Annotated in this window: 26 protein-coding genes; 11 read left to right on the top strand and 15 right to left on the bottom strand. The window is 50.6% G+C overall.

The window, feature by feature from the left end; translation table 11 throughout:
• Nucleotides 1–59: 59 nt before the first annotated feature.
• Nucleotides 60–974, bottom strand: a complete 915-nt coding sequence (gene ldcA / locus WES_RS09040; RefSeq protein ID WP_000051594.1) for a muramoyltetrapeptide carboxypeptidase — start codon at nt 972–974, stop codon at nt 60–62.
• A 99-nt stretch (nt 975–1073) separates the two neighbouring features.
• Between ldcA and emtA the strand changes: the two genes are divergently transcribed.
• The gene (gene emtA / locus WES_RS09045) at nt 1074–1685 is read left to right on the top strand and encodes a membrane-bound lytic murein transglycosylase EmtA (protein ID WP_001295616.1); all 612 of its coding nucleotides are present in this window, start codon (nt 1074–1076) and stop codon (nt 1683–1685) included.
• Nucleotide 1686: 1 nt separating this feature from the next.
• On the opposite strand, the gene WES_RS09050 is transcribed toward emtA, so the two are convergent.
• Entirely contained in the window at nt 1687–2421 is a 735-nt protein-coding gene (locus WES_RS09050; RefSeq protein WP_000020171.1) for a flagellar brake protein YcgR, read from the bottom strand.
• 200 nt (nt 2422–2621) lie between these two features.
• Here WES_RS09050 and WES_RS09055 point away from each other — a divergent pair, with 200 nt between their 5' ends.
• Nucleotides 2622–2876 carry a GlsB/YeaQ/YmgE family stress response membrane protein gene (locus tag WES_RS09055; RefSeq protein ID WP_000511315.1) on the top strand — a complete coding sequence of 85 codons (255 nt, stop codon included), beginning with the start codon at nt 2622–2624 and terminating at the stop codon, nt 2874–2876.
• 139 nt (nt 2877–3015) lie between these two features.
• On the opposite strand, the gene WES_RS09060 is transcribed toward WES_RS09055, so the two are convergent.
• A complete protein-coding gene (locus tag WES_RS09060; protein WP_000804566.1) occupies nt 3016–4707 on the bottom strand; it encodes an alpha,alpha-trehalase in 1692 nt (563 codons plus the stop codon).
• Between the two features lie 329 nt (nt 4708–5036).
• Here WES_RS09060 and WES_RS09065 point away from each other — a divergent pair, with 329 nt between their 5' ends.
• Nucleotides 5037–6392 (top strand): glycoside-pentoside-hexuronide (GPH):cation symporter, encoded by a 1356-nt coding sequence (locus tag WES_RS09065; protein ID WP_000072948.1) that lies wholly within the window; start codon nt 5037–5039, stop codon nt 6390–6392.
• Nucleotides 6393–6444: 52 nt separating this feature from the next.
• On the opposite strand, the gene dhaM is transcribed toward WES_RS09065, so the two are convergent.
• From dhaM to dhaK, 3 genes are read right to left on the bottom strand one after another with little or no spacing between them, the layout of a single operon-like run.
• Nucleotides 6445–7863 carry a dihydroxyacetone kinase phosphoryl donor subunit DhaM gene (gene dhaM / locus WES_RS09070; protein ID WP_016158420.1) on the bottom strand — a complete coding sequence of 473 codons (1419 nt, stop codon included), beginning with the start codon at nt 7861–7863 and terminating at the stop codon, nt 6445–6447.
• 10 nt (nt 7864–7873) lie between these two features.
• Nucleotides 7874–8506 carry a dihydroxyacetone kinase subunit DhaL gene (gene dhaL / locus WES_RS09075; protein ID WP_000059414.1) on the bottom strand — a complete coding sequence of 211 codons (633 nt, stop codon included), beginning with the start codon at nt 8504–8506 and terminating at the stop codon, nt 7874–7876.
• 10 nt (nt 8507–8516) lie between these two features.
• Complete coding sequence (gene dhaK / locus WES_RS09080; RefSeq protein ID WP_016158419.1) at nt 8517–9587, bottom strand: dihydroxyacetone kinase subunit DhaK; 1071 nt, start codon at nt 9585–9587, stop codon at nt 8517–8519.
• Between the two features lie 226 nt (nt 9588–9813).
• Between dhaK and dhaR the strand changes: the two genes are divergently transcribed.
• A complete protein-coding gene (gene dhaR / locus WES_RS09085; protein WP_016158418.1) occupies nt 9814–11733 on the top strand; it encodes a dihydroxyacetone kinase operon transcriptional regulator DhaR in 1920 nt (639 codons plus the stop codon).
• 35 nt (nt 11734–11768) lie between these two features.
• Here dhaR and WES_RS09090 read toward each other — a convergent pair whose 3' ends face one another.
• The 3 genes from WES_RS09090 to pth form a co-directional block, all read right to left on the bottom strand.
• Entirely contained in the window at nt 11769–11945 is a 177-nt protein-coding gene (locus WES_RS09090; protein WP_016158417.1) for a hypothetical protein, read from the bottom strand.
• Nucleotides 11946–12134: 189 nt separating this feature from the next.
• Nucleotides 12135–13226 (bottom strand): redox-regulated ATPase YchF, encoded by a 1092-nt coding sequence (ychF, locus tag WES_RS09095; protein ID WP_000505865.1) that lies wholly within the window; start codon nt 13224–13226, stop codon nt 12135–12137.
• 116 nt (nt 13227–13342) lie between these two features.
• Nucleotides 13343–13927 (bottom strand): aminoacyl-tRNA hydrolase, encoded by a 585-nt coding sequence (gene pth, locus WES_RS09100; RefSeq protein WP_000152950.1) that lies wholly within the window; start codon nt 13925–13927, stop codon nt 13343–13345.
• 276 nt (nt 13928–14203) lie between these two features.
• Between pth and ychH the strand changes: the two genes are divergently transcribed.
• Nucleotides 14204–14482: a stress-induced protein YchH gene (gene ychH / locus WES_RS09105; RefSeq protein WP_000823884.1), complete on the top strand. Its 279-nt coding sequence runs from the start codon at nt 14204–14206 to the stop codon at nt 14480–14482.
• Between the two features lie 59 nt (nt 14483–14541).
• Here ychH and dauA read toward each other — a convergent pair whose 3' ends face one another.
• From dauA to lolB, 4 genes are all read right to left on the bottom strand, one after another.
• Nucleotides 14542–16221, bottom strand: a complete 1680-nt coding sequence (gene dauA, locus WES_RS09110; RefSeq protein WP_001033163.1) for a C4-dicarboxylic acid transporter DauA — start codon at nt 16219–16221, stop codon at nt 14542–14544.
• Nucleotides 16222–16345: 124 nt separating this feature from the next.
• Nucleotides 16346–17293: a ribose-phosphate diphosphokinase gene (gene prs, locus WES_RS09115; protein ID WP_001298109.1), complete on the bottom strand. Its 948-nt coding sequence runs from the start codon at nt 17291–17293 to the stop codon at nt 16346–16348.
• A gap of 150 nt (nt 17294–17443) precedes the next feature.
• Entirely contained in the window at nt 17444–18295 is an 852-nt protein-coding gene (gene ispE / locus WES_RS09120) for a 4-(cytidine 5'-diphospho)-2-C-methyl-D-erythritol kinase (RefSeq protein ID WP_001260349.1), read from the bottom strand.
• The gene (gene lolB / locus WES_RS09125; RefSeq protein WP_001130678.1) at nt 18295–18918 is read right to left on the bottom strand and encodes a lipoprotein insertase outer membrane protein LolB; all 624 of its coding nucleotides are present in this window, start codon (nt 18916–18918) and stop codon (nt 18295–18297) included. The genes ispE and lolB overlap by 1 nt, the downstream gene beginning before the upstream one ends.
• A gap of 213 nt (nt 18919–19131) precedes the next feature.
• Here lolB and hemA point away from each other — a divergent pair, with 213 nt between their 5' ends.
• From hemA to kdsA, 6 genes are read left to right on the top strand one after another with little or no spacing between them, the layout of a single operon-like run.
• The gene (gene hemA / locus WES_RS09130) at nt 19132–20388 is read left to right on the top strand and encodes a glutamyl-tRNA reductase (protein ID WP_010352454.1); all 1257 of its coding nucleotides are present in this window, start codon (nt 19132–19134) and stop codon (nt 20386–20388) included.
• Between the two features lie 40 nt (nt 20389–20428).
• Nucleotides 20429–21511: a peptide chain release factor 1 gene (prfA, locus tag WES_RS09135; RefSeq protein WP_016158415.1), complete on the top strand. Its 1083-nt coding sequence runs from the start codon at nt 20429–20431 to the stop codon at nt 21509–21511.
• Nucleotides 21511–22344: a peptide chain release factor N(5)-glutamine methyltransferase gene (gene prmC, locus WES_RS09140; protein WP_000456437.1), complete on the top strand. Its 834-nt coding sequence runs from the start codon at nt 21511–21513 to the stop codon at nt 22342–22344. Before prfA ends, prmC begins: the two co-directional genes overlap by 1 nt.
• Nucleotides 22341–22733 (top strand): invasion regulator SirB2, encoded by a 393-nt coding sequence (gene sirB2, locus WES_RS09145; protein ID WP_016158414.1) that lies wholly within the window; start codon nt 22341–22343, stop codon nt 22731–22733. Before prmC ends, sirB2 begins: the two co-directional genes overlap by 4 nt.
• A 3-nt stretch (nt 22734–22736) precedes the next feature.
• Nucleotides 22737–23546, top strand: coding sequence for an invasion regulator SirB1 (gene sirB1 / locus WES_RS09150; protein WP_001257033.1), 810 nt, complete (start codon nt 22737–22739; stop codon nt 23544–23546).
• Between the two features lie 35 nt (nt 23547–23581).
• Nucleotides 23582–24436 carry a 3-deoxy-8-phosphooctulonate synthase gene (gene kdsA / locus WES_RS09155; RefSeq protein WP_000811058.1) on the top strand — a complete coding sequence of 285 codons (855 nt, stop codon included), beginning with the start codon at nt 23582–23584 and terminating at the stop codon, nt 24434–24436.
• Nucleotides 24437–24582: 146 nt separating this feature from the next.
• Here the strand turns inward: kdsA and WES_RS0121515 are convergent, their stop codons facing one another.
• Nucleotides 24583–24690, bottom strand: coding sequence for a type I toxin-antitoxin system toxin Ldr family protein (locus tag WES_RS0121515; protein ID WP_001441942.1), 108 nt, complete (start codon nt 24688–24690; stop codon nt 24583–24585).
• Between the two features lie 427 nt (nt 24691–25117).
• The gene (locus tag WES_RS0121510) at nt 25118–25225 is read right to left on the bottom strand and encodes a type I toxin-antitoxin system toxin Ldr family protein (protein WP_001441942.1); all 108 of its coding nucleotides are present in this window, start codon (nt 25223–25225) and stop codon (nt 25118–25120) included.
• Between the last annotated feature and the right edge of the window lie 310 nt (nt 25226–25535).

Here is a 25535-nt window from a genome sequence, read left to right as displayed (position 1 = left end):
TAAACCTACCATATTCACGGCAGAAACAGCGTTTTAGTTAGCCCGGAAGCGTGATTTTTTTACGCTTTCAGAACAGGATGACCGCTAATCGTCAATTGTGTGCCGTTTTTGTCGTTTTTGAGAATAGCATGTGCACCCAGCGGCAGCGTCACTGTGCGTTGTTCATGACCAAAGTCGAGGCCGGTAATCAGCGGAATCGACAGGCGGGAACGCAAGAACGTGTACACCGACGCCAGGTTGTAACCCGCATCATAATCATTGGGCGTGCTACCACTGAAGCTACCGAGAATAATCGCCTTCTGGCGCTGTAAAATTCCAGCATGATAAAGCTGTAACAACATGCGTTCGACACGGAACGGATGTTCGTTGATGTCTTCCAGTACCAGAATACCGTTCTCAATTTGTGGCATCCACGGCGTACCGATAAGCGAAATCAACATCGCGAGGTTGCCTCCCCACAATGTTCCTTCTGTTTGACACGCCGGGCCTTCCCCTTGCCATTCAATGCTGAACGTTTCATTGCGTAACGCCAGCCAGAAGTGGTGCTCGGTAAAGGCATTCAGCTCATCCGCGCCAAAATTTGCCACCAGCATCGGGCCGCTAAAGGTGATGACATTGCCTTGTGCCAGAAGACCGCACTGAATGGCCGTAAAATCGCTATGCCCGCAGATAAGCAACGGATCATGTTGTTGGCGAGCCACCAGAGCCTGCCAGTCAATATCCGCCAGTAAGCGACTGGCACCGTAACCGCCGCGTACTGCCAGCACGATGGTGTTGGGTGAGGTCAGTCTGGCAAGGGAATTGAGATCTTCCAGACGCTCCGTTTCCGTACCAGCAAAACGTTCACAGCGACGGGTGATAACCCCGACGTTATTGACCTGATGCCCCGCATCGGTAAGGCGCTGAACGCCGCGCTGTGCGGCGTGCTGATTAATGCAGTAACCCGACGGGGCAATTAAGTGAAACAGAGACATGGCAATTCCTTGCTGACAACAGAAACGAAATGTATATCATGCCGCTTAGGTGTGCCGTTGTCACCTCAACGGCGATTCCAGGCTATAAGGATTGATGAAGTGAAATTGAGATGGTTTGCCTTTTTGATTGTGTTATTAGCGGGTTGTTCTTCAAAACATGACTATACGAACCCGCCGTGGAATGCGAAAGTCCCGGTACAACGTGCGATGCAGTGGATGCCAATAAGTCAGAAAGCCGGAGCGGCCTGGGGCGTCGATCCGCAATTGATCACGGCAATTATCGCTATCGAATCGGGTGGTAACCCGAACGCGGTAAGTAAATCGAATGCTATTGGTTTAATGCAGTTAAAAGCCTCAACCTCCGGACGTGATGTTTATCGCCGTATGGGCTGGAGTGGCGAGCCGACGACCAGCGAGCTGAAAAACCCGGAGCGTAATATCTCAATGGGGGCGGCTTACCTGAATATTCTGGAAACCGGCCCGCTGGCAGGCATTGAAGATCCGAAGGTACTGCAATATGCGCTGGTGGTGTCATACGCTAACGGGGCTGGTGCGTTGCTGCGGACTTTCTCATCAGATCGGAAAAAAGCGATCAGCAAAATTAATGATCTGGATGCTGATGAGTTCCTCGATCACGTAGCAAGAAATCACCCTGCACCGCAGGCTCCACGCTATATCTACAAACTTGAGCAGGCGCTGGACGCGATGTAACTCAGTCGCGCACTTTGTCCGCTTTCTCCCGGGCTTCCCGTTCGAGTGAGAATATAATCCGCTGTAATTGCCGCTCCACCGTCGGGCTGACGTTAAGAAAACGAAAGCTCAGGCGGGGAGTGGAGATAGTTTCATTTCTGCTATCAATCACTTTGCGCTCGCTGATGGTCAGTAACTGGGCGTCAAAGTGAAAAACGCCCCATTGTCCCATGTTGACTTCAATCTGTGCGAAGCGCATACCTTCGTGCAATCCGGCCGGTTTTTCCGTTTCCAGTAATGCACCCATGCCACCTAGTGATAAATCACTCAGGCGAAAACGTAACGTACTGTTATCCGCCAGTTTGGTCTGACAATAATAAGGCGGATGAAGTGGGGCGGAGATGCGGAAATATCTGCGTCGTTGCACAAACCATAATGCGGGAGGGGGAGTGGCGATAAACGCCGGAAGCTGCAAATATTCACTTTGCTGTAATTGAGCAAGGGTAAATTCGATTTTGGCGCCTTGCGTTTCGGCGGTAATAGTGATTTGTCGCGCTTTAAGCACGGCATTGTTGTCTTCTTGCTGACTACCAAAATCCAGCACCAGTTTATCAGGGCTTATCGCCAGTATATTGCTGATCAACTGACCATCTGACCAACTAATACGCAGTGGTACTGCGGCTTTATGTAAATCGCGTAAAACGCCCAGGACTGCTAACGGATTTTGTTTCAGGAACTGCTCATGGTAATGACTCACGCGGAAAAACTCCTGACCGACAAACTGTCTTTGGTTTATCGGTAGGGACTAACAAAACTTAATACAAATGCGTGAATTTTTTTTACAACTTACGACTAATTCAACCGACAGCCTCCCACCATTGATCCTGTGCTTGCCTATACTTAGAGCGTTGACGTAGGCATTTCTTGCGTCCGATTCATCGAAACGAGGGCCTGAACATGGGAATTATTGCCTGGATTATTTTTGGCCTGATAGCCGGCATTATCGCCAAGCTGATCATGCCAGGGCGTGATGGTGGTGGATTTTTCCTGACCTGCATTCTCGGGATAGTCGGTGCGGTTGTCGGCGGCTGGCTGGCGACCATGTTTGGCATTGGCGGCTCCATCAGTGGTTTTAATTTACATAGCTTCCTGGTGGCGGTGGTCGGCGCTATCCTGGTGCTGGGGGTATTCCGCCTCCTGCGAAGAGAATAACGTAATCTTTCTGGCGGATAGCGGTGCAGGCATCACTATCCGCTTTCAAATTATGTGTAAATCTCACGGTGTTTGAAAACCAGATAAAACGGCAACGTCATCCAGATAAGCAGAATGACGCTGTCGGGAGAAGAAAAGATTAAGGTGTGGGTTCTGTGACTTTTGTTGGCTGCGTTGCGGAAGCACTGGTCGGGCGCGTTGCCGGAACGTTGTCACACGGTTTTTCTTTCGGGCAGATCAAATCCAACATTTTCAGCGTTACGCCGTTGGTCCAACCAAAACCATCCTGCAACGGATATTCGCCACCACCGCCACCTGTTCCGGTGGTGCTGACATCATATTTCTCCACCAGCTTTTTCTCCCGGTCATAGGTGTGCTGAACATTGGTCAGAAAGTGCCAGCTAATGTCCATCGCCACATCTTCCTGTCCGTAGTTTTGCAATCCCTCAGTAGCGACCCATTGTAACGGTGCCCAGCCATTTGGCGCATCCCATTGCTGCCCACTTTTCACCGAGGTGGTGTTCAGTCCGCCAGGTTGCAGCAGATGCGTTCTGGTCGCCGTTGCCATTTTACTGGCGCGATCTTTCGCTGCTGCATTAACGTACAACGGGAACAGGGCGGCGGCAGTTAACTGATTACGTACTTTATGACTCTTCAGATCGTAATCGGCATACCAGCCGTGTTGATCATTCCACAAGTATTTTTCGATCCCTTTCTGACGGGCATTCGCCAGCGTTTCGTATTGGCTGGCCATCGCATTATCCCCGGCGGCTTTACTGGCGCTGGCAAGGATTTTTTCCATTTTATACATCAGGCTATTGAGATCGACCGGTACGATGCTGGTGGTGCGTAATGTACTTAACTGCTGTGGATTGTCCATCCAGCGCGAGCTGAAATCCCAGCCAGATGCGGCGGCAGAACGCAGGTCACGGTAAATTTCAGTGGCAGGGCGATTTGGATTGCTTTTAGCGGTGGCGATATCTTCTACCCATGATTCCGGACGAGGTGTATCGCGGTCGTCCCAGTAGCGGTTAAGAATAGTGCCATCCTTGAGCTTTACAACGCGCTTTTCCTGTTGCCCGGCTTGCAGATTTTCAACGCCGTCCATCCAGTAAGCATATTCTTTTTGTAGTTGCGGCAGATACTGTTTCAACGCGGCGTCGCCTTCATGTTGCGCCAGTAACTCCACCATCAACGCAAAGAAAGGCGGCTGCGAACGGCTTAAATAGTAGCTGCGGTTCCCGTTGGGAATGTGTCCATAAGTATCTATTTCATAACCAAAATTCGCCACCATATCCGCCACTTTATCCCAGTGACCGCTTTCGCCAAGCCCCAGCATGGTGAAGTAACTGTCCCAGTAATACACTTCCCGAAAACGGCCTCCTGGCACGACATAGGGTTTCGGCAATGGCAACAGAGAGTCCCATTTTTCGGTGCTTTCCGTTGTGCGGGTTAATACCGGCCAAAGTCCATCAATATGTTCACGCAGCGACTGTCCCTTCGGTGGGACATGCTTCTCGCCTTCTTTTGGCAGAGTGAAATTAACTTTCACAAAGTGCCGTAAATCAAACCCGCTCTGGTTCTGCTGCATCCGGTAATCAGCGAGGATCATTAGCGGGTCGCTGTTGGGCACGGCGTCGGCAAAGGTTTTTTGATCAGGAAAAAGTTTGGCGTTTTGCACATCGTCAAACAACGGTCCCAACAAAATATCAGGTGATTGTGGTGTGACAGCGATTTCTTCCGCTTGTGCCGATAGCGTGGCAAAACACAATAAAACGGTGGTGGGAATTAACGCCATTCTTTGCAGGTGACGAGGGACACGTGGTTTCATCAATCATTCTCCTTTGGCGATACCGAACAAAACGGTAATCAAGTATCAGAAAACCTTAGTTCAGGATCGCGGCAACTGCATGATTGAAATCTCATTCTGCGAAGTGTCAGGCATATGGATGGTGTAATTAAAGGCATAAATAGTGTTGCAATATATTCACAAAATATATGTTGTTTATTAAATGGGCAGTGACTTTTGCTGTGCGATCACAGAAGAAAAAAATCATAAGAATTTAATGAAAAAACATAATAGACCGACCAAAAACTTCCGTGAAGAATTGCGCCAGTGAAAGGTATTTCGTGAAGTAAATTTATAGATAAGGATAAAACATGTCTAATGTGGAAAAATTGCCAATAAAAGAAAAAATAGGCTATAGCTTGGGTGATGCCGCCAGCCATATCGTCTTTGATTCTTCTGTTGCCATCCTCGCTTATTTCTATACCGATATTTATGGTCTGCCGCCAGCCGTAATGGGAACCATGTTTTTACTGGTGCGTCTACTGGATGCAATTACCGATCCGATTATGGGGGCAATCGCCGATGCAACCTCATCTCGTTGGGGGCGTTTCCGTCCGTGGCTGTTGGCCATCTGTGTACCGTTTGCGGTCAGTTGCGTGCTGGTTTACTCCATTCCTGATTTCTCTGACAGCGGTAAGGTTGTCTATGCGGTTGCCGCCTATATATTTATGACATTAATGTATACGGCCATTAATATCCCTTACTGCTCATTGGGCGCGGCGTTGACGTCCGATCCGCGTGAAAACCTGTCACTGCAATCCTGGCGTTTTGCCATCACGCCTATTGGTGGTGCGTTAGGTACTGCATTTATCCTGCCTGTCGCTGACTTCCTCTCTCCTGGGGACCGGGCTACTGGTATCCAGATTGCGATGGCGGTTTTTGGCGTTATTGGCTGCATTATGTTCTTAATTTGTTTCCTGACCACCAAAGAGCGTGTACAACCTATTCAGGAAGAAAATCTGAATATCGCGCGCGATTTGAAGATTCTTTTTAAGAATGATCAGTGGCGCATTCTCTCTGTTTATAATTTTATGATGCTGGTGGCGGTGGTTATCCGTGGCGGTGCTGTTGTTTATTATGTTAATACCGTTTTAAATAAAGGTTCAGATATTCTTACGTGGTTTATGCTCGGCGGAATGTTTGCTTCTATGTTAGGTTCTGTACTGGCGAAACCATTTGGTACTCGCTTTTGTAAAATTAAACTTTCATTCTGGGTTAATATTATTAACGCAGCGTTGGGCGTGCTCTGTTATTTCCTGCCGGTGGAATACTGGATTATTCCATTACTGGCTCATCTGGCAATTCAGATTATTCAGGGCGGAAATGGTGCGCTCCAGTGGTCAATGATTACCGATGCGAATAACTATGGTGAATGGAAAACGCGTCGTCGTATTACGGGGATGAACGTTGCTGCGAATATTTTTGTCATCAAACTGGGCGTTGCAGTAGGTGGGGCGGTGATTGGTTGGGTACTGGCTTATTATGGTTATGCAACCAGTAGCACAACTCAATCCGCTAATTCAGTACAGGGCGTAGTGTTACTGTTTACCCTCCTGCCGGCATTCTTCTACTTCCTGACTGCAATTTCTATTAAGTTTTATCTGTTGAATGAAGCGAAAATGAACAAAGTAGTACAGGATTTACAACATGGTCAGTACGCTGGCTAATAGCGTACGGCTTTTTCGGATGGCATCGTAGCGATGCCATCCGAACACTGTTTTAGCCATCATGGCTAAAACGTTGGGTTTTTACGTCCAGAGTTAATGTCTCTTCAGGTTGTACCGCGTACAGTTTTTCCCCCTGCAGGCAAACCCAGCCAATACCCAGTTCACGGGCAATTAAGGCGCTGTGGGATACCGGACTTCCGGCACTAAGGCAGATGCCTTTAACGACCGTCGGGTCCAGTTGCAGCACGGTGGAGGGATAAATGTTCTCTGCCAACAAAATGGTCGGTGCACTAAATTGCGGTAGTTCTTCTTTCGTCTGTGTCAGATGGAGTAGGGTGCGATGCAGAAGATCATCCACATCGATATAGCGCGCCTGCAGATATTCATCATCAATCTGCTGATATTGCTGGCTAAGTTCTTTAAGAACCTGCTGCCAGGCATACTCTGCGGTGCAATGTTCATGCTGAAGAAGTTCGCTTGCTGCCGCCAGCAGTTCAGGATCGTCTAACAGAGTATGGTGACCGGAAAAGATCGCGGCGATATCGTCAAGCCCGCTTGCTTCTGCCTTTGCCGTTAACGTCATCAGGTCTAACAACGTAAAGTCAATTGCCTGGCGTAATCGTTCCTGTTCGTGTTCCACTGTCAGGATTGATTTCGCCTGTACTGTGCATAAAACCGGTTGATAATAAAAGGCTTTACCAGTGACAGAATTAACCTGGCGCAGAGTTTGTGGCGCAATATCTTCTGTTTCACCAAAGTTATCTTCAGCCAACTGGCGGAAAGCAGCCAGCGCCTCTTCAGCTTCTGGCCCTTTCACGATCAGGCGCAGAGTATCGTTATAGCGGACTTGTAATAGCGCAATTTGGTTAATACTTTCCGGCGTGACGCATTTGCCGTTTTTCTCCAGCAACATATCTGCATTAAATACCGATAAGGTATAGACCAGTCGAGAGGCCGGGCGTACGTGGAGGCCGTTACGGTTTTTAATCACCACAGCGAGGGAACGGGCTTCTTCATCGTGCGGCGGGCATGTGTCAGATATCTCAGTGGCGGATGACGGTAAACCCAGTTGTTCGCGTTTGGCTTCCAGCGCAGACATAGCATCATGAATAACTTTGTCGATACCTGCACCCGATGCCGCGCTAACCGTTGCCGCCAGAGTTCCTTCGACCAATGGCGCTGCACACAAACGTACTTTTGCGGCGATCTCTGGCGCCAGCAATTCCAGAGCGGTTTCTGCACTCAATAACGCGCTTCCCATGTCCATCATAACCAGCACATGGTCGGCATCAGCAACGGATTCGATGGCTTCCATCACTTTGACGGCATCAGTACCAATGGGATTTTGCGGGTCATCAATCCCTGCGGCAATGGCGATTTTACAACTATCGCTCATTAACATCTGACGGGCTAATTCACCGACACCTTCACCCAGCCGGGCGCTATGTGAAACTATGACCAGGTTTACCATCACCAATTCCTTACTCTTTCGCGGCTAACGCCAGCATTTGCATCATAAACATCACTGAGGTCGCGCCAGGATCCTGGTGACCAATACTGCGTTCACCGAGATAACTGGCACGGCCTTTGCGAGCTTGCATCGTAATCGTGCTTTGTGCAGCGGATTCAGCCACTCCGCTGGCTGCGTCGAGCGCCGCCGGAACAGAGAGATTTTGCTCGCTGGACTGGCGTAACGACTCAACCACTGGTTTCCAGACATCGCACATGGTTTTATCGCCAGGTTCGGCTTTCCCCCGGCTGATTACGCCGTCCACACCATCGCGGAACATCTGATAAAGCTCTTCCAGCGTCAGGCTTTGGCGCGCCTGAGTCGCCTGCGCGGCGCGAATAAAGAATGTACCGAATAGCGGACCACTGGCACCACCGACGCTGGAAAGCAGCGTCATACCGGTATTTTTGAGGATGAAACCAATATCCTTGTCCTCAATGGCGGGTAGTTTTTCCACCACTTTGCTAAATCCTCGATTCATATTTAGCCCGTGGTCAGCGTCGCCAATTTCACGATCCAGTCCGGTAAGATAATCGCTCTCTTTGCTGAAGATTTCCCCACAGCGAGTAAGCCAGTTAACAATTTGAGTTCTGCTCAGTGACATCGTTATCTCCTTATTTACCCCAGTTCAGCGCCGGGGTGTGGACTGGGGCATCCCATAACGCCAACGTTTCGTCATCAACCTTCAGTAAGGTGATGGAAAAACCGGTCATATCCAGTGAAGTGCAATACGCGCCGATTAAATTACGTTCGATAGTCAGCCCCGCTTGCTGACAACGCGTAGTCAGACGGTTATAGACGCCGTAAAGCTCAGAAAGTGGCGTGGCGCCGAGATTGTTGACCAGCGCAATCACCCGATCGCCAGATTGTAGCGGCTGTTTGGTTTGTATCTCTTCCTGCCAGTTTCCTTGTTGATAATTCCAGAAGCGCAGTGTGCGATGGTATGTGCCATTTTCCAGCAGTGTGTCGAACATTTCATCGACGGTTTGATCAAGAGAAGAGAAGGGGCGACGATCGATACCCGGCTCGCCATGAATACCGACGCCAAACTCCATCTCATTATCTGCCAGCGTAAATGAGGGTTTGCCAGCGGCTGGAACGGTACAGGCACCGAGAGCGATACCAATTGAGTGACCCTGATTATTCAGCTTACGCCCCAGTTCCGCACAGGCGTCCAGTGAGTCGCCACGTTCCGCCGCCGCACCCACAAGTTTTTCTATTAATACCGTGTTGGCAACACCGCGCCGCCCGGCGGTATAAAGACTGTCTTTCACCGCGACGTCGTCATCAATGACCACCGTGGTCACTTTTACGCCACTGTCGTGGAGTAATTCGGTTGCTGTTTCGAAGTTAAGAATATCGCCGGTGTAATTTTTGATGATCAGCAGTACGCCTTCGCCGCCATCAATCTGCATGGCGCATTCAAAGATTTTATCGGGGGTCGGTGAAGTGAAAATTTCGCCCGGACAGGCTCCCGAAAGCATCCCCTGACCGATATAACCGCAGTGCATCGGTTCGTGTCCGCTGCCGCCGCCTGACACCAGGGCGACTTTTCCGGCAACCGGTGCATCAGCTCGTGTGACGTACAGCGGATCCTGATGCAATGTCAGCGAAGGATGCGCTTTCGCCAGCCCTGCCAGTTGTTCGTTCAGTACGTCTTGCACATCATTGATCAATTTTTTCATTATTTTGCTCCAGCAATTATCGTAGGGCATGGATGATGTTCAACGACACGGCGACCACTGACTGCCGATGAATCCATTGTGCATCAGACTTAGGAAAAGAAAATTCATACAAATTATGTTTCATGGTGAAACATATGTTTTAATAAATGTTCCATTATGGAACATAAGAATGTCCTGATACTTAAAATTGCGAGTCAGAACACCTTTTGCCAGAAGCGAGTGGAATATGAGAGGCGGTTTTCACAACGATGACCAGGCTAACTCTCCCTGGGTTGCAGCATCCTGGGAGCGATGCCGCAAACTGATGAAACGGGAGTCGTGGAGCGTACCGCACCAGGCCCAGGGCGTGACATTTGCTACTATCTGTCGGCGTAAAAAGGCGATGCTGACACTTGGTCAGGCGGCGCTGGAAGATGCCCTGGAATATATGGCGCCACGAGCGTGCGTTTTGCTTATTCTCGATGAAACTGCCTGCATCCTTAGCCGTTATGGTGATCCGCAGACTATGGAGCAGCTTAGTGCGTTGGGATTTTATGACGGCACTTATTGTGCCGAAGGAATCATCGGTACTTGTGCGTTATCGTTAGCGGCTATCTCTGGTCAGGCGGTGAAAACGATAGCCGATCAACATTTTAAACAGGCGCTCTGGAAATGGGCATTTTGTGCAACGCCGCTGTTTGACAGCAAGGGGCGATTGACGGGGACGATAGCCCTGGCATGTCCGGCGGAACAATCGACAGCAGCCGATTTGCCGTTGACGCTGGCAATTGCTCGCGAGGTGGGAAACTTACTGCTAACGGACAGTTTGCTGGCTGAAACTAATCGGCATTTAAATCAGCTTAACGCCCTGTTAGAAAGTATGGACGATGGCGTGATTAGCTGGGATGAGCAGGGTAATCTGCAATTTATCAATGCTCAGGCGGCGCGTGTTTTACGTCTGGATGTGACGGCAAGTCAGGGAAGAGCAATCACGGAACTGTTAACGTTACCCGCCGTGTTGCAACAGGCAATAAAACAGGCACATCCGCTCAAACATGTGGAAGCGACCTTTGAAAGTCAGCACCAGTTTATTGATACGGTCATTACCCTTAAACCGATAATTGAAGCCCAGGGAACCAGCTTTATTCTGCTGCTGCATCCGGTGGAACAGATGCGGCAATTGATGACCAGTCAATTAGGCAAAGTTAGTCATACTTTTGCTCATATGCCACAGGATGATCCGCAAACCCGCCGCTTGATTCATTTTGGTCGTCAGGCGGCGCGCAGCAGTTTTCCGGTGTTACTTTGTGGAGAAGAAGGCGTTGGTAAAGCCCTGTTAAGCCAGGCGATTCATAATGAAAGCGAACGCGCCGCAGGTCCCTATATCGCCGTCAATTGCGAGTTATATGGTGATGCGACGCTGGTGGAAGAATTTATTGGCGGCGATCGCACGGAGAATAAAAATGGCCGTCTGAGTCGTCTGGAACTGGCACACGGCGGCACGCTGTTTCTCGAAAAGATTGAGTATCTGGCGGTGGAGTTACAGTCAGCATTGCTTCAGGTCATCAAGCAGGGCGTTATCACGCGGTTGGATGCGCGGCGTTTAATCCCGATTGATGTCAAAGTGATTGCCACAACGACCGCAGATCTGGCAATGCTGGTGGAACAAAATCGCTTTAGTCGGCAGCTTTATTACGCGCTCCATGCATTTGAAATTACCATCCCGCCTCTGCGTATGCGGCGCGGCAGTATTCCGGCGCTGGTGAATAATAAATTGCGTAATCTCGAAAAACGCTTCTCAACCCGTTTGAAGATTGATGATGATGCGCTTGCTCGTTTGGTCTCCTGCGCATGGCCCGGTAATGATTTTGAACTGTATAGCGTCATTGAGAACCTTGCCCTGAGCAGCGACAACGGGCGTATTCGCGTCAGTAATTTGCCTGAGCATCTGTTTACCGAACAGGCGACAGAAGATATCAGCGCCACGCGTCTTTCCACCAGTCTGTCATTTGCGGAAGTCGAAAAAGAAGCGATTATTAACGCCGCCCAGGTGACTGACGGACGTATTCTGGAAATGTCGGCGTTACTTGGAATTGGTCGCACCACGCTGTGGCGAAAAATGAAACAACATGGCATTGATGCGGGGCAGTTTAAGCGCCGGGGATAGCGGGAGTATGCATTCTCCCGCGTATGACTTGCTAATTAATAGCGACCATGACTGCCATGATTTGGCCCACCATTTGAAGGTGGCATTGGCTTACCGGAAGCCGCAGGACCACGCGGGCCATCGCTGTGGCGGTGATGATGGTGAGGAACACAAGCACTTAACAGGCTCGCAAAGACAATTGCTAACAGGCTGAAGGTAAATGTTTTTTTCATGACAAACTCTTGAACAGTTAATGCACTGTGATTGTTATCACATAAAGACCGCATTGTTAATATTGCCAGAAGTCTGATTATGAGTTTTGGTAGCTCAGAATTGAAAGAAGCAGCGTAGCAGGCGTAAAAAAGCCATTATGTGCGATTCACATAATGGCTCATTATTAACCGTCAGGAGATGACGCGGAATTAAACGTTGAACAGGAAGTTCATCACATCGCCATCTTTAACGATGTAATCTTTACCTTCTGCACGCATTTTGCCTGCTTCTTTCGCGCCTTGTTCACCTTTGTAAGTGATGAAATCTTCAAACGCGATGGTTTGTGCACGGATAAAGCCTTTTTCAAAATCGGTGTGGATTTTGCCAGCAGCCTGCGGCGCGGTTGCACCAACCGGAATGGTCCATGCGCGCACTTCTTTCACCCCGGCGGTGAAGTAAGTTTGCAGGTTCAGCAGTTTATAACCGGCACGGATCACACGGTTCAGACCCGGCTCTTCCAGTCCCAGCTCCTGCATAAATTCGTCACGTTCTTCGTCGTCCAGTTCGGCAATGTCGGCTTCAACAGCAGCACAAACCGGAACGACAACAGAACCTTCTTTCGCCGCGATTTCACGCACCTGGTCCAGATACGGGTTGTTTTCAAAACCGTCTTCGTTGACGTTAGCGATGTACATCGTCGGTTTCAACGTCAGGAAGCTCAGGTAACGAATAGCTGCTTTTTCTTCTGCGCTTAAATCCAGCGCGCGCAGCATACCTGCGTTTTCCAGTTGTGGCAGGCATTTTTCCAGTACCGCCAGCTCGGCTTTCGCGTCTTTATCGCCACCTTTGGCTTTTTTCTGTACGCGGTGAATCGCACGTTCACAGGTGTCGAGATCCGCCAGAGCCAGCTCGGTATTGATAACTTCAATATCGTCTGCCGGATTAACTTTGCCGGAAACGTGAATGATGTTGTCATTTTCAAAGCAGCGAACAACGTGACCGATCGCTTCGGTTTCACGGATGTTGGTCAGGAACTGGTTACCCAGACCTTCGCCTTTCGATGCGCCTTTTACCAGGCCAGCGATATCGACAAACTCCATGGTCGTGGGAAGCGTACGCTGCGGTTTTACGATTTCAGCCAGTTGATCCAGACGCGGATCGGGCATTGGCACAACGCCTGTGTTCGGCTCGATGGTGCAGAATGGAAAGTTGGCCGCTTCAATACCGGCTTTGGTCAGCGCGTTGAACAGGGTAGATTTCCCGACGTTGGGCAAACCGACGATACCGCATTTGAATCCCATGATTTAAATCACCTTAATATCTTAATAATCAACCTGTTATCGTAAACAGATTGTAGAAATGGAAATAACTCTGCCTATTATACACGGCACGCGGCAAAAATGCCGCAGACAACGACTTATTGCGCTTTAAAGGCGTGCAATCGGTTCGTTGCTTTGGTCAAGCCATCTGTAAACCACATTTCAGTACAACGTGCCGCTTCGTCGATGGCTTCATCAATTAACTTCTGTTCACTAACAGGAGGTTTGCCTAACACAAACCCGACAACTTTGTTTTTATCGCCCGGATGACCGATTCCAATGCGTAAACGGTGAAAGTTAGGGTTATTACCCAATTTACTGATGATATCTTTCAGTCCATTGTGACCACCATGGCCGCCGCCCAACTTAAATTTGGCGACGCCAGGGGGCAGATCCAGTTCGTCGTGGGCGACCAGAATTTCGTCCGGGTTAATGCGGAAAAAACTGGCCATCGCCGCGACGGCTTTGCCGCTGAGATTCATAAATGTGGTCGGGACTAACAGGCGGACATCTTCGCCTCCAACGGTAACTCGCGAGGTATAACCAAAGAATTTAGCTTCTTCGCGCAGGGGGGCGCGCAAACGCTCCGCCAGTAAGTCAACGAACCAGGCGCCAGCATTGTGTCGCGTTGCGGCGTATTCAGCGCCGGGATTCGCCAGGCCGACAATCAATTTAATCGTCACGTTTTTTGTCCTGAGTGAGTGCATAACTGGCGCGTAGTTTACTGGTTGTGGCCTCGCTTGACAAAAAACAGCACCTTATACGCAGACAACACAATAATTGCCTCTGCGAACTATTAGAAAGTCAGGGGGTTCAGGCGGTTATTTGTAAAGTTTTGTTGAAATAAGGGTTGTAATTGTGATCACGCCCGCACATAACCTACAGGGTGTTGTCTATACTTTACACATAAGGAAGAGGGGGATTCCCTGTTACAACCCAGAAAGTTCCGGAGGTGACATATGAAACGCAAAAACGCTTCGTTACTCGGTAACGTGCTCATGGGGTTGGGTCTGGTGGTCATGGTGGTCGGCGTGGGGTATTCAATCCTCAACCAGTTACCACAGTTTAATATGCCCCAGTATTTCGCACATGGTGCAGTGCTGAGTATTTTCGTCGGTGCCATTCTCTGGCTGGCGGGTGCCCGTGTTGGCGGGCATGAACAGGTGTGTGACCGTTACTGGTGGGTTCGCCACTATGACAAACGTTGCCGCCGTAACGATAATCGTCGTCATAGCTAACGCATAATGTAGTTTGCTGACCAGTCAGTTTGCGCTGACTGGTCAATTTAATGCCTTTCTTACAGATCAGCCATTGCTGCGCTGCGATTCGGGAAGAACGCCAGGCGTCCAGGGATCGGTTGAATACCAGAACGAGCCATGGTGCGCAGTGGCTGGAATTCCACGTTACACACCCGCAGTTCACACCCTTCAGGCAGGCGCTTCACAAAACGCTGGAACGCATCAAGGCCACCGGCATCAAGCACCGGAACTGCATCCCACTTCAGAATAACAATTCTTTTGCCTTCCAGACGCGATTCAAGATCGGTGAATAAGCCTTCAGCCGCAGCGAAAAACAGCGGACCAATAACTCTCAGAACCAGTACATCGTCAGGAACATCTACCGCCACAGGTGCCAGACGAGTCATACGGGCGATGCGACGCATAAACAGCAGCGATGCCAGTACGATACCCACACTGATGGCAATAACCATATCAAACAGCACGGTCAGCGACATGCAAAGCAGCATGACGATGATGTCATCTTTCGGCGCATGGCGCAGCAAGTCGACCACTTTGTGTGCTTCACTCATGTTCCATGCCACCATTAACAGCAGGGCAGCCATGGCGGAAAGCGGCAGCCAGGAGAGCAGCGGTGCCAGTACCAGCAGGGCGAGAATAACCAGAATCGAGTGGATCACCGCCGAGATGGGCGAGGTTGCACCGGCACGGACGTTAGCGGCAGAACGCGCGATCGCGGCTGTAGCGGTAATACCACCAAAGAACGGGGCAATGATATTCCCCAGACCCTGACCGACCAGCTCGCTGTTCGCTTTGTGTTTAGTCCCGGTCATACCATCCAGTACCACAGCGCAGAGCAGAGATTCGATTGCGCCGAGCATTGCCATTGAGAATGCCGCAGGCAGCAGTGTGCGTATGGAGTCCCAGGTCAGCGTGAATTCTGAATTAGGTAGATCCCACGGCAGTACCAGTTGCGGCAGCAGTTGCGGAATACCATTACCCTGAGATCCATCGGCGAGGACGTAGTGGAATTGCGATCCGATGGTAGCAACGTGTCCACCGAGCAGGTTAACAATACCCATCACCGCACAACCAGCCAGCAAGGCCGGAAGATGACCAGGTAAACGAATGCCCAGACGCGGCCAGAAAATCAGTATCCCAAGCGTTACAATACCAATTGCGGCATCGCCCACGTTAATGGTCGGTAGCGCCATAAATAATGCGCCAACTTTTTGCAGATAATGTTCCGGGACATGTGCCATTTGCAGACCGAGAAAATCTTTAATCTGCATCGTACCGATGGTGATCCCGATACCCGAAGTGAAGCCTAAGGTAACGGAAACCGGAATATACTCAATCAGGCGACCGAAGCGCGCCAGCCCCATCAGGATCAAAAAGATCCCCGACAACAACGTCGCAACCAGCAGGCCTGCCAGTCCAAACTGTTGCGAAACAGGATAGAGAATTACCACAAATGCCGCAGTCGGACCGGAAACGCTAAAACGCGACCCACCCGTCAGAGCAATGACAATCCCTGCAACAGCAGCGGTATATAAACCGTACTGCGGAGCTACGCCACTACCAATTGCCAACGCCATCGCCAGCGGAATAGCGATAATCCCGACGGTAATCCCGGCAATCAGGTCACGGGTAAACCGTGCGGCAGTGTATTTTTCTTTCCAGCAAGCGTCGATCAGAGCGCGGAAAGGCATCACATGTGAGAAGAATATTTTGTTCACAATAATGTTTCATCCGTGAGCGCATCATCTGTCAACTAAATGGCAGGTGAAGGAGGCATAGGTCATACAAATGGATATTACAGACAAAAAAACCCGCCGCAGCGGGTCTTTGAGCCGGGTTCGATTAATGTTCGAACATAGCAGAGATCGATTCTTCGTTGCTGATACGACGAATCGCTTCGGCCAGCATACCTGACAGAGTCAGAGTACGCACGTTCGGCAGTGATTTGATTTCATCGCTCAGCGGAATGGTATCGCAGACAACGACTTCATCAATTACAGAGTTACGCAGGTTGTTCGCCGCGTTGCCAGAGAAGATCGGGTGAGTCGCGTACGCAAATACACGTTTAGCACCACGTTCTTTCAGAGCTTCAGCAGCTTTACACAGCGTACCGCCAGTGTCGATCATATCATCGACCAGTACGCAGTCACGACCAGCAACGTCACCGATGATATGCATCACCTGGGAAACGTTCGCACGCGGACGACGTTTATCGATGATTGCCATATCGGTATCGTTCAGCAGCTTAGCGATAGCGCGGGCACGCACAACGCCGCCGATGTCCGGGGAAACCACAATCGGGTTATCCAGATTCAGCTGCAGCATGTCTTCCAGCAGGATCGGGCTACCAAATACGTTATCAACCGGAACGTCGAAGAAACCCTGAATCTGTTCAGCGTGCAGATCCACTGTCAGCACACGGTCAACACCGACGCTGGAGAGGAAGTCTGCAACCACTTTCGCAGTGATTGGTACACGAGCGGAACGGACGCGACGGTCCTGGCGCGCATAGCCAAAGTAGGGGATAACAGCGGTGATACGACCTGCGGAAGCACGACGCAGGGCATCAACCATAACGACTAATTCCATCAGGTTGTCGTTAGTAGGGGCACAAGTGGACTGGATGATGAAAATATCACCACCGCGTACATTTTCATTGATTTGTACGCTGACTTCGCCGTCGCTAAAGCGACCTACAGCGGCGTCGCCGAGTGAAGTGTACAGGCGGTTGGCAATACGTTGTGCTAGTTCCGGGGTGGCGTTACCAGCAAAAAGCTTCATATCAGGCACGAGAAGAACCTCAGGCATGCGTCCATTGGTGGAAAGAATTTGCCGAAAACTGTGCGGGCCAGGCAATATTCTTTCCAGGCGGTGTATTAAAGAGCGCGATGCAACGTCTGGAACAAGGTGACGTTGTCACCGAAACTCAGCTTGCCCGGCTTAAAGCATGGCTCTGTGCAATGGGGAAAGGTTGACGCCTTTCGCCACAAAGCCATTGAGCCATTCCGGGGCTTGCTCTAGCACCTGGCGGGCTTCAGACTCTGTATCAAATTCAGCAAAGACACAGGCCCCTGTCCCAGTCAGGCGCGACGGGGCGTATTCTAACAGCCAGGAAAGCACCGCATCAACCTCGCGAAAACGTTTTCTTGCGATAACCTCGCAATCATTGCCGAATTCACATTTTAGCAACGTATCAATTGACCTTTTTGGCGTATTGCGTGGGAGTTCGGGATCTTTAAAAATCACCGGTGTCGGAATACTTACACCAGGGTGCGCCACCAGATACCATTTCTCTGGCGGATTCACTGGCGTTAATATTTCACCCACTCCCTCAGCAAAAGCGGCATGACCACGGACAAATACAGGAACATCTGCGCCCAGCGTCAGACCCATTTCCGCTAGCTCATCGATGCTCAGGCCGCATTGCCAGAGATGATTCAGCGCCACCAGAACAGTCGCGGCATTCGATGAACCACCGCCCAGACCGCCGCCCATCGGTAATTGTTTGTCAATGCTGATATCTGCACCGCTTCCCGCCGGAAGACGCCCGCTGTTTGCTGCTGTTTTCATCAACAACCGTGCTGCGCGAACGATCAGATTATCTTCGTGTTCCACGCCTTCAACGGGTGTTAACAGGCGAATATCCCCATCGTCACGAAGTTCAATGCTGATGGTGTCGCCGTAATCAAGAAACTGAAACAGCGTTTGCAGCGTGTGGTAACCGTCCGCACGCTGACCGGTAATGTATAAGAACAGATTAAGTTTTGCCGGAGAGGGCCACTGTGTCCGCATTATTTCACTATCCAGTTATCCATTTTTAACTTGATGCGCTGACCACCGTCGGTGAGTTCCATATTGGCTGGCATCGCAGGTTGCGTTTTGGTGTCATAACCACCGTATACGACTTTCCAGTTTTTGCCGTTCTGGCTGTAGGTGATTTCGCTCAGGCGGTACTGATCGTCCAGTTTGTAGTCGGTCGCATCACCAGGCAAACCTAAAATCCACTGACGCAAGCTGTTGAGCGGAATCGGCATTCCTGTCAATTTGCCAATCATCTCTTCGGCGTCATCGGCGGTGTAACGTTGACCTTTGTTATCTACCAGCTGCACGTTACCCGGCTGAGCATTCAGCTCCAGTTCGGTGCTTCCCAATGGGTTAGTCAGCAGCAGACGGTAGCGATCCTGGCCAGTTTGCTGCCAGAAGAAGCGGGCATACACTTTCTGCTGGTCGGAAATATACGCAAATGCACCGCGTGTCTGATATTGATTGAGGTTACGAACGTCTTGCTGATGCTGACGCCACTGCGGGGAATCTGGGCTTTTGCCGGGGCCTTTTGGCGTGGTAACGGAACAGGCAGTGAGCACGAGGGCAGCCAGCGGTAGCAGGCGGATAAAGCGAAAATCGGGCAGGGGCATAGTGATGACAAGTCCTTGAGATACGTTGCAGTTATAACCCTTAATGCTAGCGTTACCGTCCGCTATCGTCTATGTTCAAGTTGTCTTAATTGCCAGAATCTAACGGCTTTTGGCAATTACTCCAAAAGGGGGCGCTCTCTTTTATTGATCCCACGCATCCTGTATGATGCGAGCAGACTAACCATATCAACGTTGGTATTATTTCCCGCAGACATGACCCTTTTAGCACTCGGTATTAACCATAAAACGGCACCTGTATCGCTACGAGAACGTGTATCGTTTTCGCCGGACAAGCTCGATCAGGCGCTTGACAGCCTGCTCGCGCAGCCGATGGTGCAGGGCGGCGTGGTGCTGTCGACGTGTAACCGCACGGAACTTTATCTTAGCGTTGAAGAGCAGGATAACCTGCAAGAGGCGCTCATTCGCTGGTTGTGCGATTACCACAATCTCAACGAAGAAGATCTGCGTAATAGCCTCTACTGGCATCAGGATAACGACGCGGTCAGCCATCTGATGCGTGTTGCCAGCGGGCTTGATTCACTCGTCCTTGGTGAGCCGCAAATCCTTGGTCAGGTGAAAAAAGCATTTGCTGATTCGCAAAAAGGCCATATGAAGGCGAGCGAGCTGGAACGCATGTTCCAGAAATCTTTCTCTGTAGCAAAACGCGTCCGCACTGAAACGGATATTGGCGCCAGTGCCGTATCTGTCGCTTTTGCGGCTTGTACGCTGGCGCGGCAGATCTTTGAATCGCTCTCAACGGTAACGGTTTTGCTGGTTGGCGCGGGTGAAACCATCGAGCTGGTGGCGCGTCACCTGCGCGAACACAAAGTTCAGAAGATGATTATCGCCAACCGTACTCGTGAACGTGCCCAAATTCTGGCAGATGAAGTCGGTGCGGAAGTGATTGCATTGAGCGATATCGACGAACGTCTGCGTGAAGCCGATATCATCATTAGTTCCACTGCAAGCCCGTTACCGATCATCGGTAAAGGTATGGTGGAGCGCGCATTAAAAAGCCGTCGCAACCAACCGATGCTGTTGGTGGATATTGCCGTTCCGCGCGATGTTGAGCCGGAAGTCGGCAAACTGGCGAATGCTTATCTTTATAGCGTTGACGATCTGCAAAGTATTATTTCGCATAACCTGGCGCAGCGTAAAGCTGCAGCAGTTGAGGCGGAAACTATCGTCGCTCAGGAAACCAGCGAATTTATGGCGTGGCTGCGCGCACAAAGCGCCAGCGAAACCATTCGCGAGTATCGCAGTCAGGCAGAGCAGGTTCGCGATGAGTTAACCGCCAAAGCGTTAGCCGCCCTTGAGCAGGGCGGAGACGCGCAAGCCATTATGCAGGATCTGGCATGGAAACTGACTAACCGCCTGATCCATGCGCCAACGAAATCACTTCAACAGGCCGCCCGTGACGGGGATAACGAACGCCTGAATATTCTGCGCGACAGCCTCGGGCTGGAGTAGCAGTACATCATTTTCTTTTTTACAGGGTGCATTTACGCCTATGAAGCCTTCTATCGTTGCCAAACTGGAAGCCCTGCATGAACGCCATGAAGAAGTTCAGGCGCTGCTGGGTGATGCGCAAACCATCGCTGACCAGGAACGTTTTCGCGCATTATCTCGTGAATATGCGCAGTTAAGTGATGTTTCGCGCTGTTTCACCGACTGGCAACAGGTTCAGGAAGATATCGAAACCGCACAGATGATGCTCGACGATCCTGAAATGCGTGAAATGGCGCAGGATGAACTGCGCGAAGCTAAAGAAAAAAGCGAGCAACTGGAACAACAACTTCAGGTTCTCTTGCTGCCAAAAGATCCTGATGACGAACGCAACGCCTTCCTCGAAGTGCGTGCCGGAACCGGTGGTGATGAAGCCGCATTATTTGCCGGCGATCTGTTCCGTATGTACAGCCGTTACGCAGAAGCCCGTCGCTGGCGCGTGGAAATCATGAGCGCCAGCGAGGGCGAGCATGGTGGCTATAAAGAGATCATCGCCAAAATCAGCGGTGACGGCGTGTATGGGCGCCTGAAATTTGAATCCGGCGGTCATCGCGTGCAGCGTGTTCCGGCCACTGAATCCCAGGGGCGTATTCATACTTCTGCTTGTACCGTTGCTGTAATGCCAGAACTGCCTGACGCGGAACTGCCGGATATCAACCCGGCAGATTTGCGCATTGATACTTTCCGCTCTTCAGGGGCAGGCGGGCAGCACGTTAACACCACCGATTCGGCAATCCGTATTACTCACTTATCAACCGGTATTGTTGTTGAATGTCAGGATGAACGTTCACAACATAAAAACAAAGCTAAAGCTCTTTCTGTACTTGGTGCTCGCATCCACGCAGCAGAAATGGCAAAACGCCAGCAGGCGGAGGCGTCTACCCGTCGTAACCTGCTGGGCAGTGGCGATCGCAGCGACCGTAACCGTACCTACAATTTCCCGCAGGGGCGCGTCACCGACCACCGTATCAACCTGACGCTCTACCGTCTGGATGAAGTGATGGAAGGGAAGCTGGATATGCTGATTGAGCCGATCGTCCAGGAACATCAGGCTGACCAACTGGCGGCGTTGTCCGAGCAAGAATAATGGAATATCAACACTGGTTGCGTGACGCAATAACCCAACTTCAGGCGAGCGAAAGTCCGCGTCGCGATGCTGAAATCTTGCTGGAGCATGTTACCGGCAAGGGACGCACCTTCATTCTCGCTTTTGGCGAAACACTGCTGACTGATGCGCAGTGTGAGCAACTCGACGTACTGCTGGCGCGTCGTCGTGCGGGTGAACCTATTGCTCATTTAACCGGTGTGCGTGAATTTTGGTCGTTGCCGTTATTTGTTTCGCCAGCGACCTTAATTCCCCGTCCTGACACCGAATGTCTGGTGGAACAGGCTCTGGCGCGGTTGCCTGAACAGTCTTGTCGTATTCTCGATCTCGGTACGGGCACCGGGGCAATTGCGCTGGCGCTGGCCAGCGAGCGTCCAGATTGTGAGGTAACCGCCGTTGACCGAATGCCGGATGCTGTTGCCCTTGCGAAGCGTAATGCGCAGCATCTGGCGATTAAAAATATCCATATCCTGCAAAGCGACTGGTTTAGTGCGCTTGGCGAGCAGCAGTTTGCGATGATTGTCAGCAATCCGCCATATATCGACGAGCAGGACCCCCATCTTCAACAAGGCGATGTCCGCTTTGAGCCGCTGTCGGCGTTGGTTGCGGCAGACAGCGGTATGGCGGATATCGTTCACATCATCGAAAAGTCTCGTAACGCACTGACATCTGGCGGATTTCTGCTTCTGGAGCATGGCTGGCAGCAGGGCGAAGTGGTTCGACAGGCATTTATGCAGGCGGGTTATCGTAATGTCGAAACCTGCCGGGACTACGGTGATAACGAGCGCGTGACGCTTGGTCGCTATTATCGATGACAAGTTTTACTACGCTGCTTAGCGTTCATCTCATCAGTGTCGCGCTTTCTGTTGGGCTACTAACCTTACGTTTCTGGCTACGTTATCAGGAGCATCCTCAGGCATTTGCTCGCTGGACGCGCATTACGCCGACGGTTATCGACACGGTGTTATTGTTAAGCGGCGTTGCGCTAATGGCTAAAGCGCACATCCTGCCATTTTCCGGGCAGGCACAATGGCTGACTGAAAAGCTGTTTGGAGTTATCATTTATATCGTTTTGGGTTTTATTGCTCTCGATTATCGTCGGGTGCACAGTCAGCAGGTGCGCATTATTGCCTTCCCGCTGGCGCTGGTGGTGCTGTACATCATCATTAAACTCGCCACCACAAAAGTACCGTTACTGGGGTAAGTCATGAGATCGTTAGCTGATTTCGAATTTAATAAAGCGCCGCTGTGCGAAGGCATGATCCTGGCTTGCGAAGCAATCCGCCGCGATTTTCCCTCGCAAGATGTATACGACGAACTGGAGCGTCTCGTTAATCTGGCGAAGGAAGAAATTAGCCAGCTTCTGCCTTTAGAAGAGCAGCTGGAAAAATTGATCGCGTTGTTTTACGGCGAATGGGGATTTAAAGCCTCACGCGGTGTTTATCGTCTTTCCGATGCATTATGGTTGGATCAGGTGTTAAAAAATCGGCAGGGCAGTGCGGTATCATTAGGCGCCGTTTTGGTGTGGGTCGCTAATCGTCTTGATTTGCCGCTGATGCCGGTGATATTCCCGACGCAGCTTATATTGCGCATTGAATGTCCGGATGGCGAAATTTGGTTGATTAACCCTTTTAACGGTGAATCGTTAAGCGAACATATGCTGGATGTATGGTTAAAGGGAAATATCAGCCCGTCAGCGGAACTGTTTTATGAAGACCTGGATGAAGCCGATAACATTGAGGTTATCCGCAAACTATTGGATACGCTGAAAGCGTCGCTGATGGAAGAAAATCAGATGGAACTGGCATTACGCACCAGCGAGGCCTTATTACAGTTCAACCCGGAAGATCCGTATGAAATTCGCGATCGTGGGTTGATTTACGCGCAACTGGATTGCGAACACGTTGCGTTAAATGATTTAAGTTATTTCGTTGAACAGTGTCCGGAAGACCCGATCAGCGAAATGATCCGTGCGCAAATTAATAACATCGCGCATAAACATATTGTGCTGCATTAATTAATCGACATTTTACTTAAGATTAAGGCGATCCTATGAAACAAAAAGTGGTTAGCATTGGCGACATCAACGTAGCAAATGACCTGCCGTTCGTGCTGTTTGGCGGTATGAACGTGCTGGAATCTCGCGATCTGGCGATGCGCATTTGCGAACACTACGTAACCGTGACCCAGAAACTGGGTATCCCTTACGTGTTCAAAGCCTCTTTTGACAAAGCCAACCGCTCCTCTATCCACTCTTATCGTGGACCGGGCCTGGAAGAAGGGATGAAAATCTTCCAGGAATTGAAGCAAACTTTTGGCGTGAAAATTATCACCGACGTTCACGAGCCAAGCCAGGCACAACCTGTCGCTGATGTTGTGGATGTGATTCAGTTACCGGCGTTTCTTGCTCGCCAGACTGACCTGGTGGAAGCTATGGCGAAAACCGGTGCGGTAATTAACGTCAAGAAACCGCAGTTTGTCAGCCCGGGTCAGATGGGTAACATCGTTGATAAATTCAAAGAAGGCGGCAACGATAAAGTGATTCTTTGCGATCGCGGCGCTAACTTTGGCTATGACAACCTGGTTGTCGATATGCTGGGCTTCAGCATTATGAAGAAAGTTTCTGGCAACTCGCCGGTGATTTTCGACGTGACCCACGCACTGCAATGCCGCGATCCGTTTGGTGCAGCTTCTGGTGGTCGTCGTGCTCAGGTGGCTGAGCTGGCACGTGCTGGTATGGCGGTAGGTCTGGCGGGGCTGTTTATTGAAGCGCATCCGGACCCGGAACACGCAAAATGCGATGGCCCATCTGCGCTGCCGCTGGCTAAACTGGAACCGTTCCTCAAGCAGATGAAAGCGATTGATGATCTGGTGAAAGGTTTCGAAGAACTGGATACCAGCAAGTAATTTTTTGCTTGAAAACAAAAGCCTTATCGTTCTGCGGTAAGGCTTTTTTCATGGTTGACGGAGACAAAAAAGGCCGCAGGCTGTTACCCCTGCGGCCGGTTTCGGGCGCATATTGCCATCACGGCAGCCTGACGCCCGTTTTCACCTTACTTCCGGTTACGCCACCAGCCGACAATCGCTGCGGTAATAATTCCCGCCAGGATCGGCGCTGCCAGGTCGTGCCAGAAAATCACGGCAAACTGTGCGAGCGTCATATAACCGCCTTGTTGTAATGACAACATTTTGCGGCTATTCTTGAAGTGTCTGGTTTCAAGATTAGCCCCCGTTCTGTTGTCAGGTTTTACCTCTCAACGTGCGGGGGTTTTCTCTTTCCAGCAACCAATGCCGCCAGGGATAAAACCCCCACAACATTGCGCCTCACCGGATAACGCCGGCTTGGTGTGGATTCTATATCTCAAGTGTTCTTCACTTCACCCCAGGAATGTTCGTAATGCAGTATGCATTCCGGCTTTTTATCAGCCGTTGCAGTTGTTTCATGAATGCTCTGGTTGATGCTTCCAGGTTGGGTTGACGGTGTCTACTTCTGAAAGAGATAAAGACAAAAAAGGCCGCAGGCTGTTACCCCTGCGGCCGGTTTCGGGCGCATATTGCCATCACGGCAGCCTGACGCCCGTTTTCACCTTACTTCCGGTTACGCCACCAGCCGACAATCGCTGCGGTAATAATTCCCGCCAGGATCGGCGCTGCCAGGTCGTGCCAGAAAATCACGGCAAACTGTGCGAGCGTCATATAACCGCCTTGTTGTAATGACAACATTTTGCGGCTATTCTTGAATTGTTGATGGTTCAAGATTAGCCCCCGTTCTGTTGTCAGGTTTTACCTCTCAACGTGCGGGGGTTTTCTCTTTCCAGCAACCAATGCCGCCAGGGATAAAGCCCCCACAACATTGCGCCTCACCGGATAATCCCGGCTTGGTGTGGATACTACGTCTCAAGTCTTCTTTACTTCACCACTGAAACGTTCGTAATGAAGAGTTCATTCCAGCTTTTCATCAACTGTTGCAGTGCTTTCTTGCATGTTGTGGTACAGGCTCGCAATC

Source organism: Escherichia sp. KTE31 (genome assembly GCF_000407925.1).
GTDB classification, from domain to species: Bacteria; Pseudomonadota; Gammaproteobacteria; order Enterobacterales; family Enterobacteriaceae; genus Escherichia; species Escherichia ruysiae.
Note: the sequence above shows the minus strand (reverse complement) of the source record. Positions and strands in the feature narration are given on the sequence as shown.

Coding starts and splice junctions, on each gene's coding strand:
- ldcA (WP_000051594.1), bottom strand. CDS start 974: ATGTCTCTGTTTCACTTAATTGCCCCGTCGGGTTACTGCATTAATCAG.
- dhaR (WP_016158418.1), top strand. CDS start 9,814: ATGAGAGGCGGTTTTCACAACGATGACCAGGCTAACTCTCCCTGGGTT.
- WES_RS09060 (WP_000804566.1), bottom strand. CDS start 4,707: ATGAAACCACGTGTCCCTCGTCACCTGCAAAGAATGGCGTTAATTCCC.
- WES_RS09090 (WP_016158417.1), bottom strand. CDS start 11,945: ATGAAAAAAACATTTACCTTCAGCCTGTTAGCAATTGTCTTTGCGAGC.
- lolB (WP_001130678.1), bottom strand. CDS start 18,918: ATGCCCCTGCCCGATTTTCGCTTTATCCGCCTGCTACCGCTGGCTGCC.
- sirB2 (WP_016158414.1), top strand. CDS start 22,341: ATGACAAGTTTTACTACGCTGCTTAGCGTTCATCTCATCAGTGTCGCG.
- dhaL (WP_000059414.1), bottom strand. CDS start 8,506: ATGTCACTGAGCAGAACTCAAATTGTTAACTGGCTTACTCGCTGTGGG.
- ychH (WP_000823884.1), top strand. CDS start 14,204: ATGAAACGCAAAAACGCTTCGTTACTCGGTAACGTGCTCATGGGGTTG.
- prfA (WP_016158415.1), top strand. CDS start 20,429: ATGAAGCCTTCTATCGTTGCCAAACTGGAAGCCCTGCATGAACGCCAT.
- WES_RS09055 (WP_000511315.1), top strand. CDS start 2,622: ATGGGAATTATTGCCTGGATTATTTTTGGCCTGATAGCCGGCATTATC.
- WES_RS0121515 (WP_001441942.1), bottom strand. CDS start 24,690: ATGACGCTCGCACAGTTTGCCGTGATTTTCTGGCACGACCTGGCAGCG.
- dhaM (WP_016158420.1), bottom strand. CDS start 7,863: ATGGTAAACCTGGTCATAGTTTCACATAGCGCCCGGCTGGGTGAAGGT.
- ychF (WP_000505865.1), bottom strand. CDS start 13,226: ATGGGATTCAAATGCGGTATCGTCGGTTTGCCCAACGTCGGGAAATCT.
- prmC (WP_000456437.1), top strand. CDS start 21,511: ATGGAATATCAACACTGGTTGCGTGACGCAATAACCCAACTTCAGGCG.
- WES_RS0121510 (WP_001441942.1), bottom strand. CDS start 25,225: ATGACGCTCGCACAGTTTGCCGTGATTTTCTGGCACGACCTGGCAGCG.
- hemA (WP_010352454.1), top strand. CDS start 19,132: ATGACCCTTTTAGCACTCGGTATTAACCATAAAACGGCACCTGTATCG.
- sirB1 (WP_001257033.1), top strand. CDS start 22,737: ATGAGATCGTTAGCTGATTTCGAATTTAATAAAGCGCCGCTGTGCGAA.
- WES_RS09065 (WP_000072948.1), top strand. CDS start 5,037: ATGTCTAATGTGGAAAAATTGCCAATAAAAGAAAAAATAGGCTATAGC.
- dhaK (WP_016158419.1), bottom strand. CDS start 9,587: ATGAAAAAATTGATCAATGATGTGCAAGACGTACTGAACGAACAACTG.
- kdsA (WP_000811058.1), top strand. CDS start 23,582: ATGAAACAAAAAGTGGTTAGCATTGGCGACATCAACGTAGCAAATGAC.
- ispE (WP_001260349.1), bottom strand. CDS start 18,295: ATGCGGACACAGTGGCCCTCTCCGGCAAAACTTAATCTGTTCTTATAC.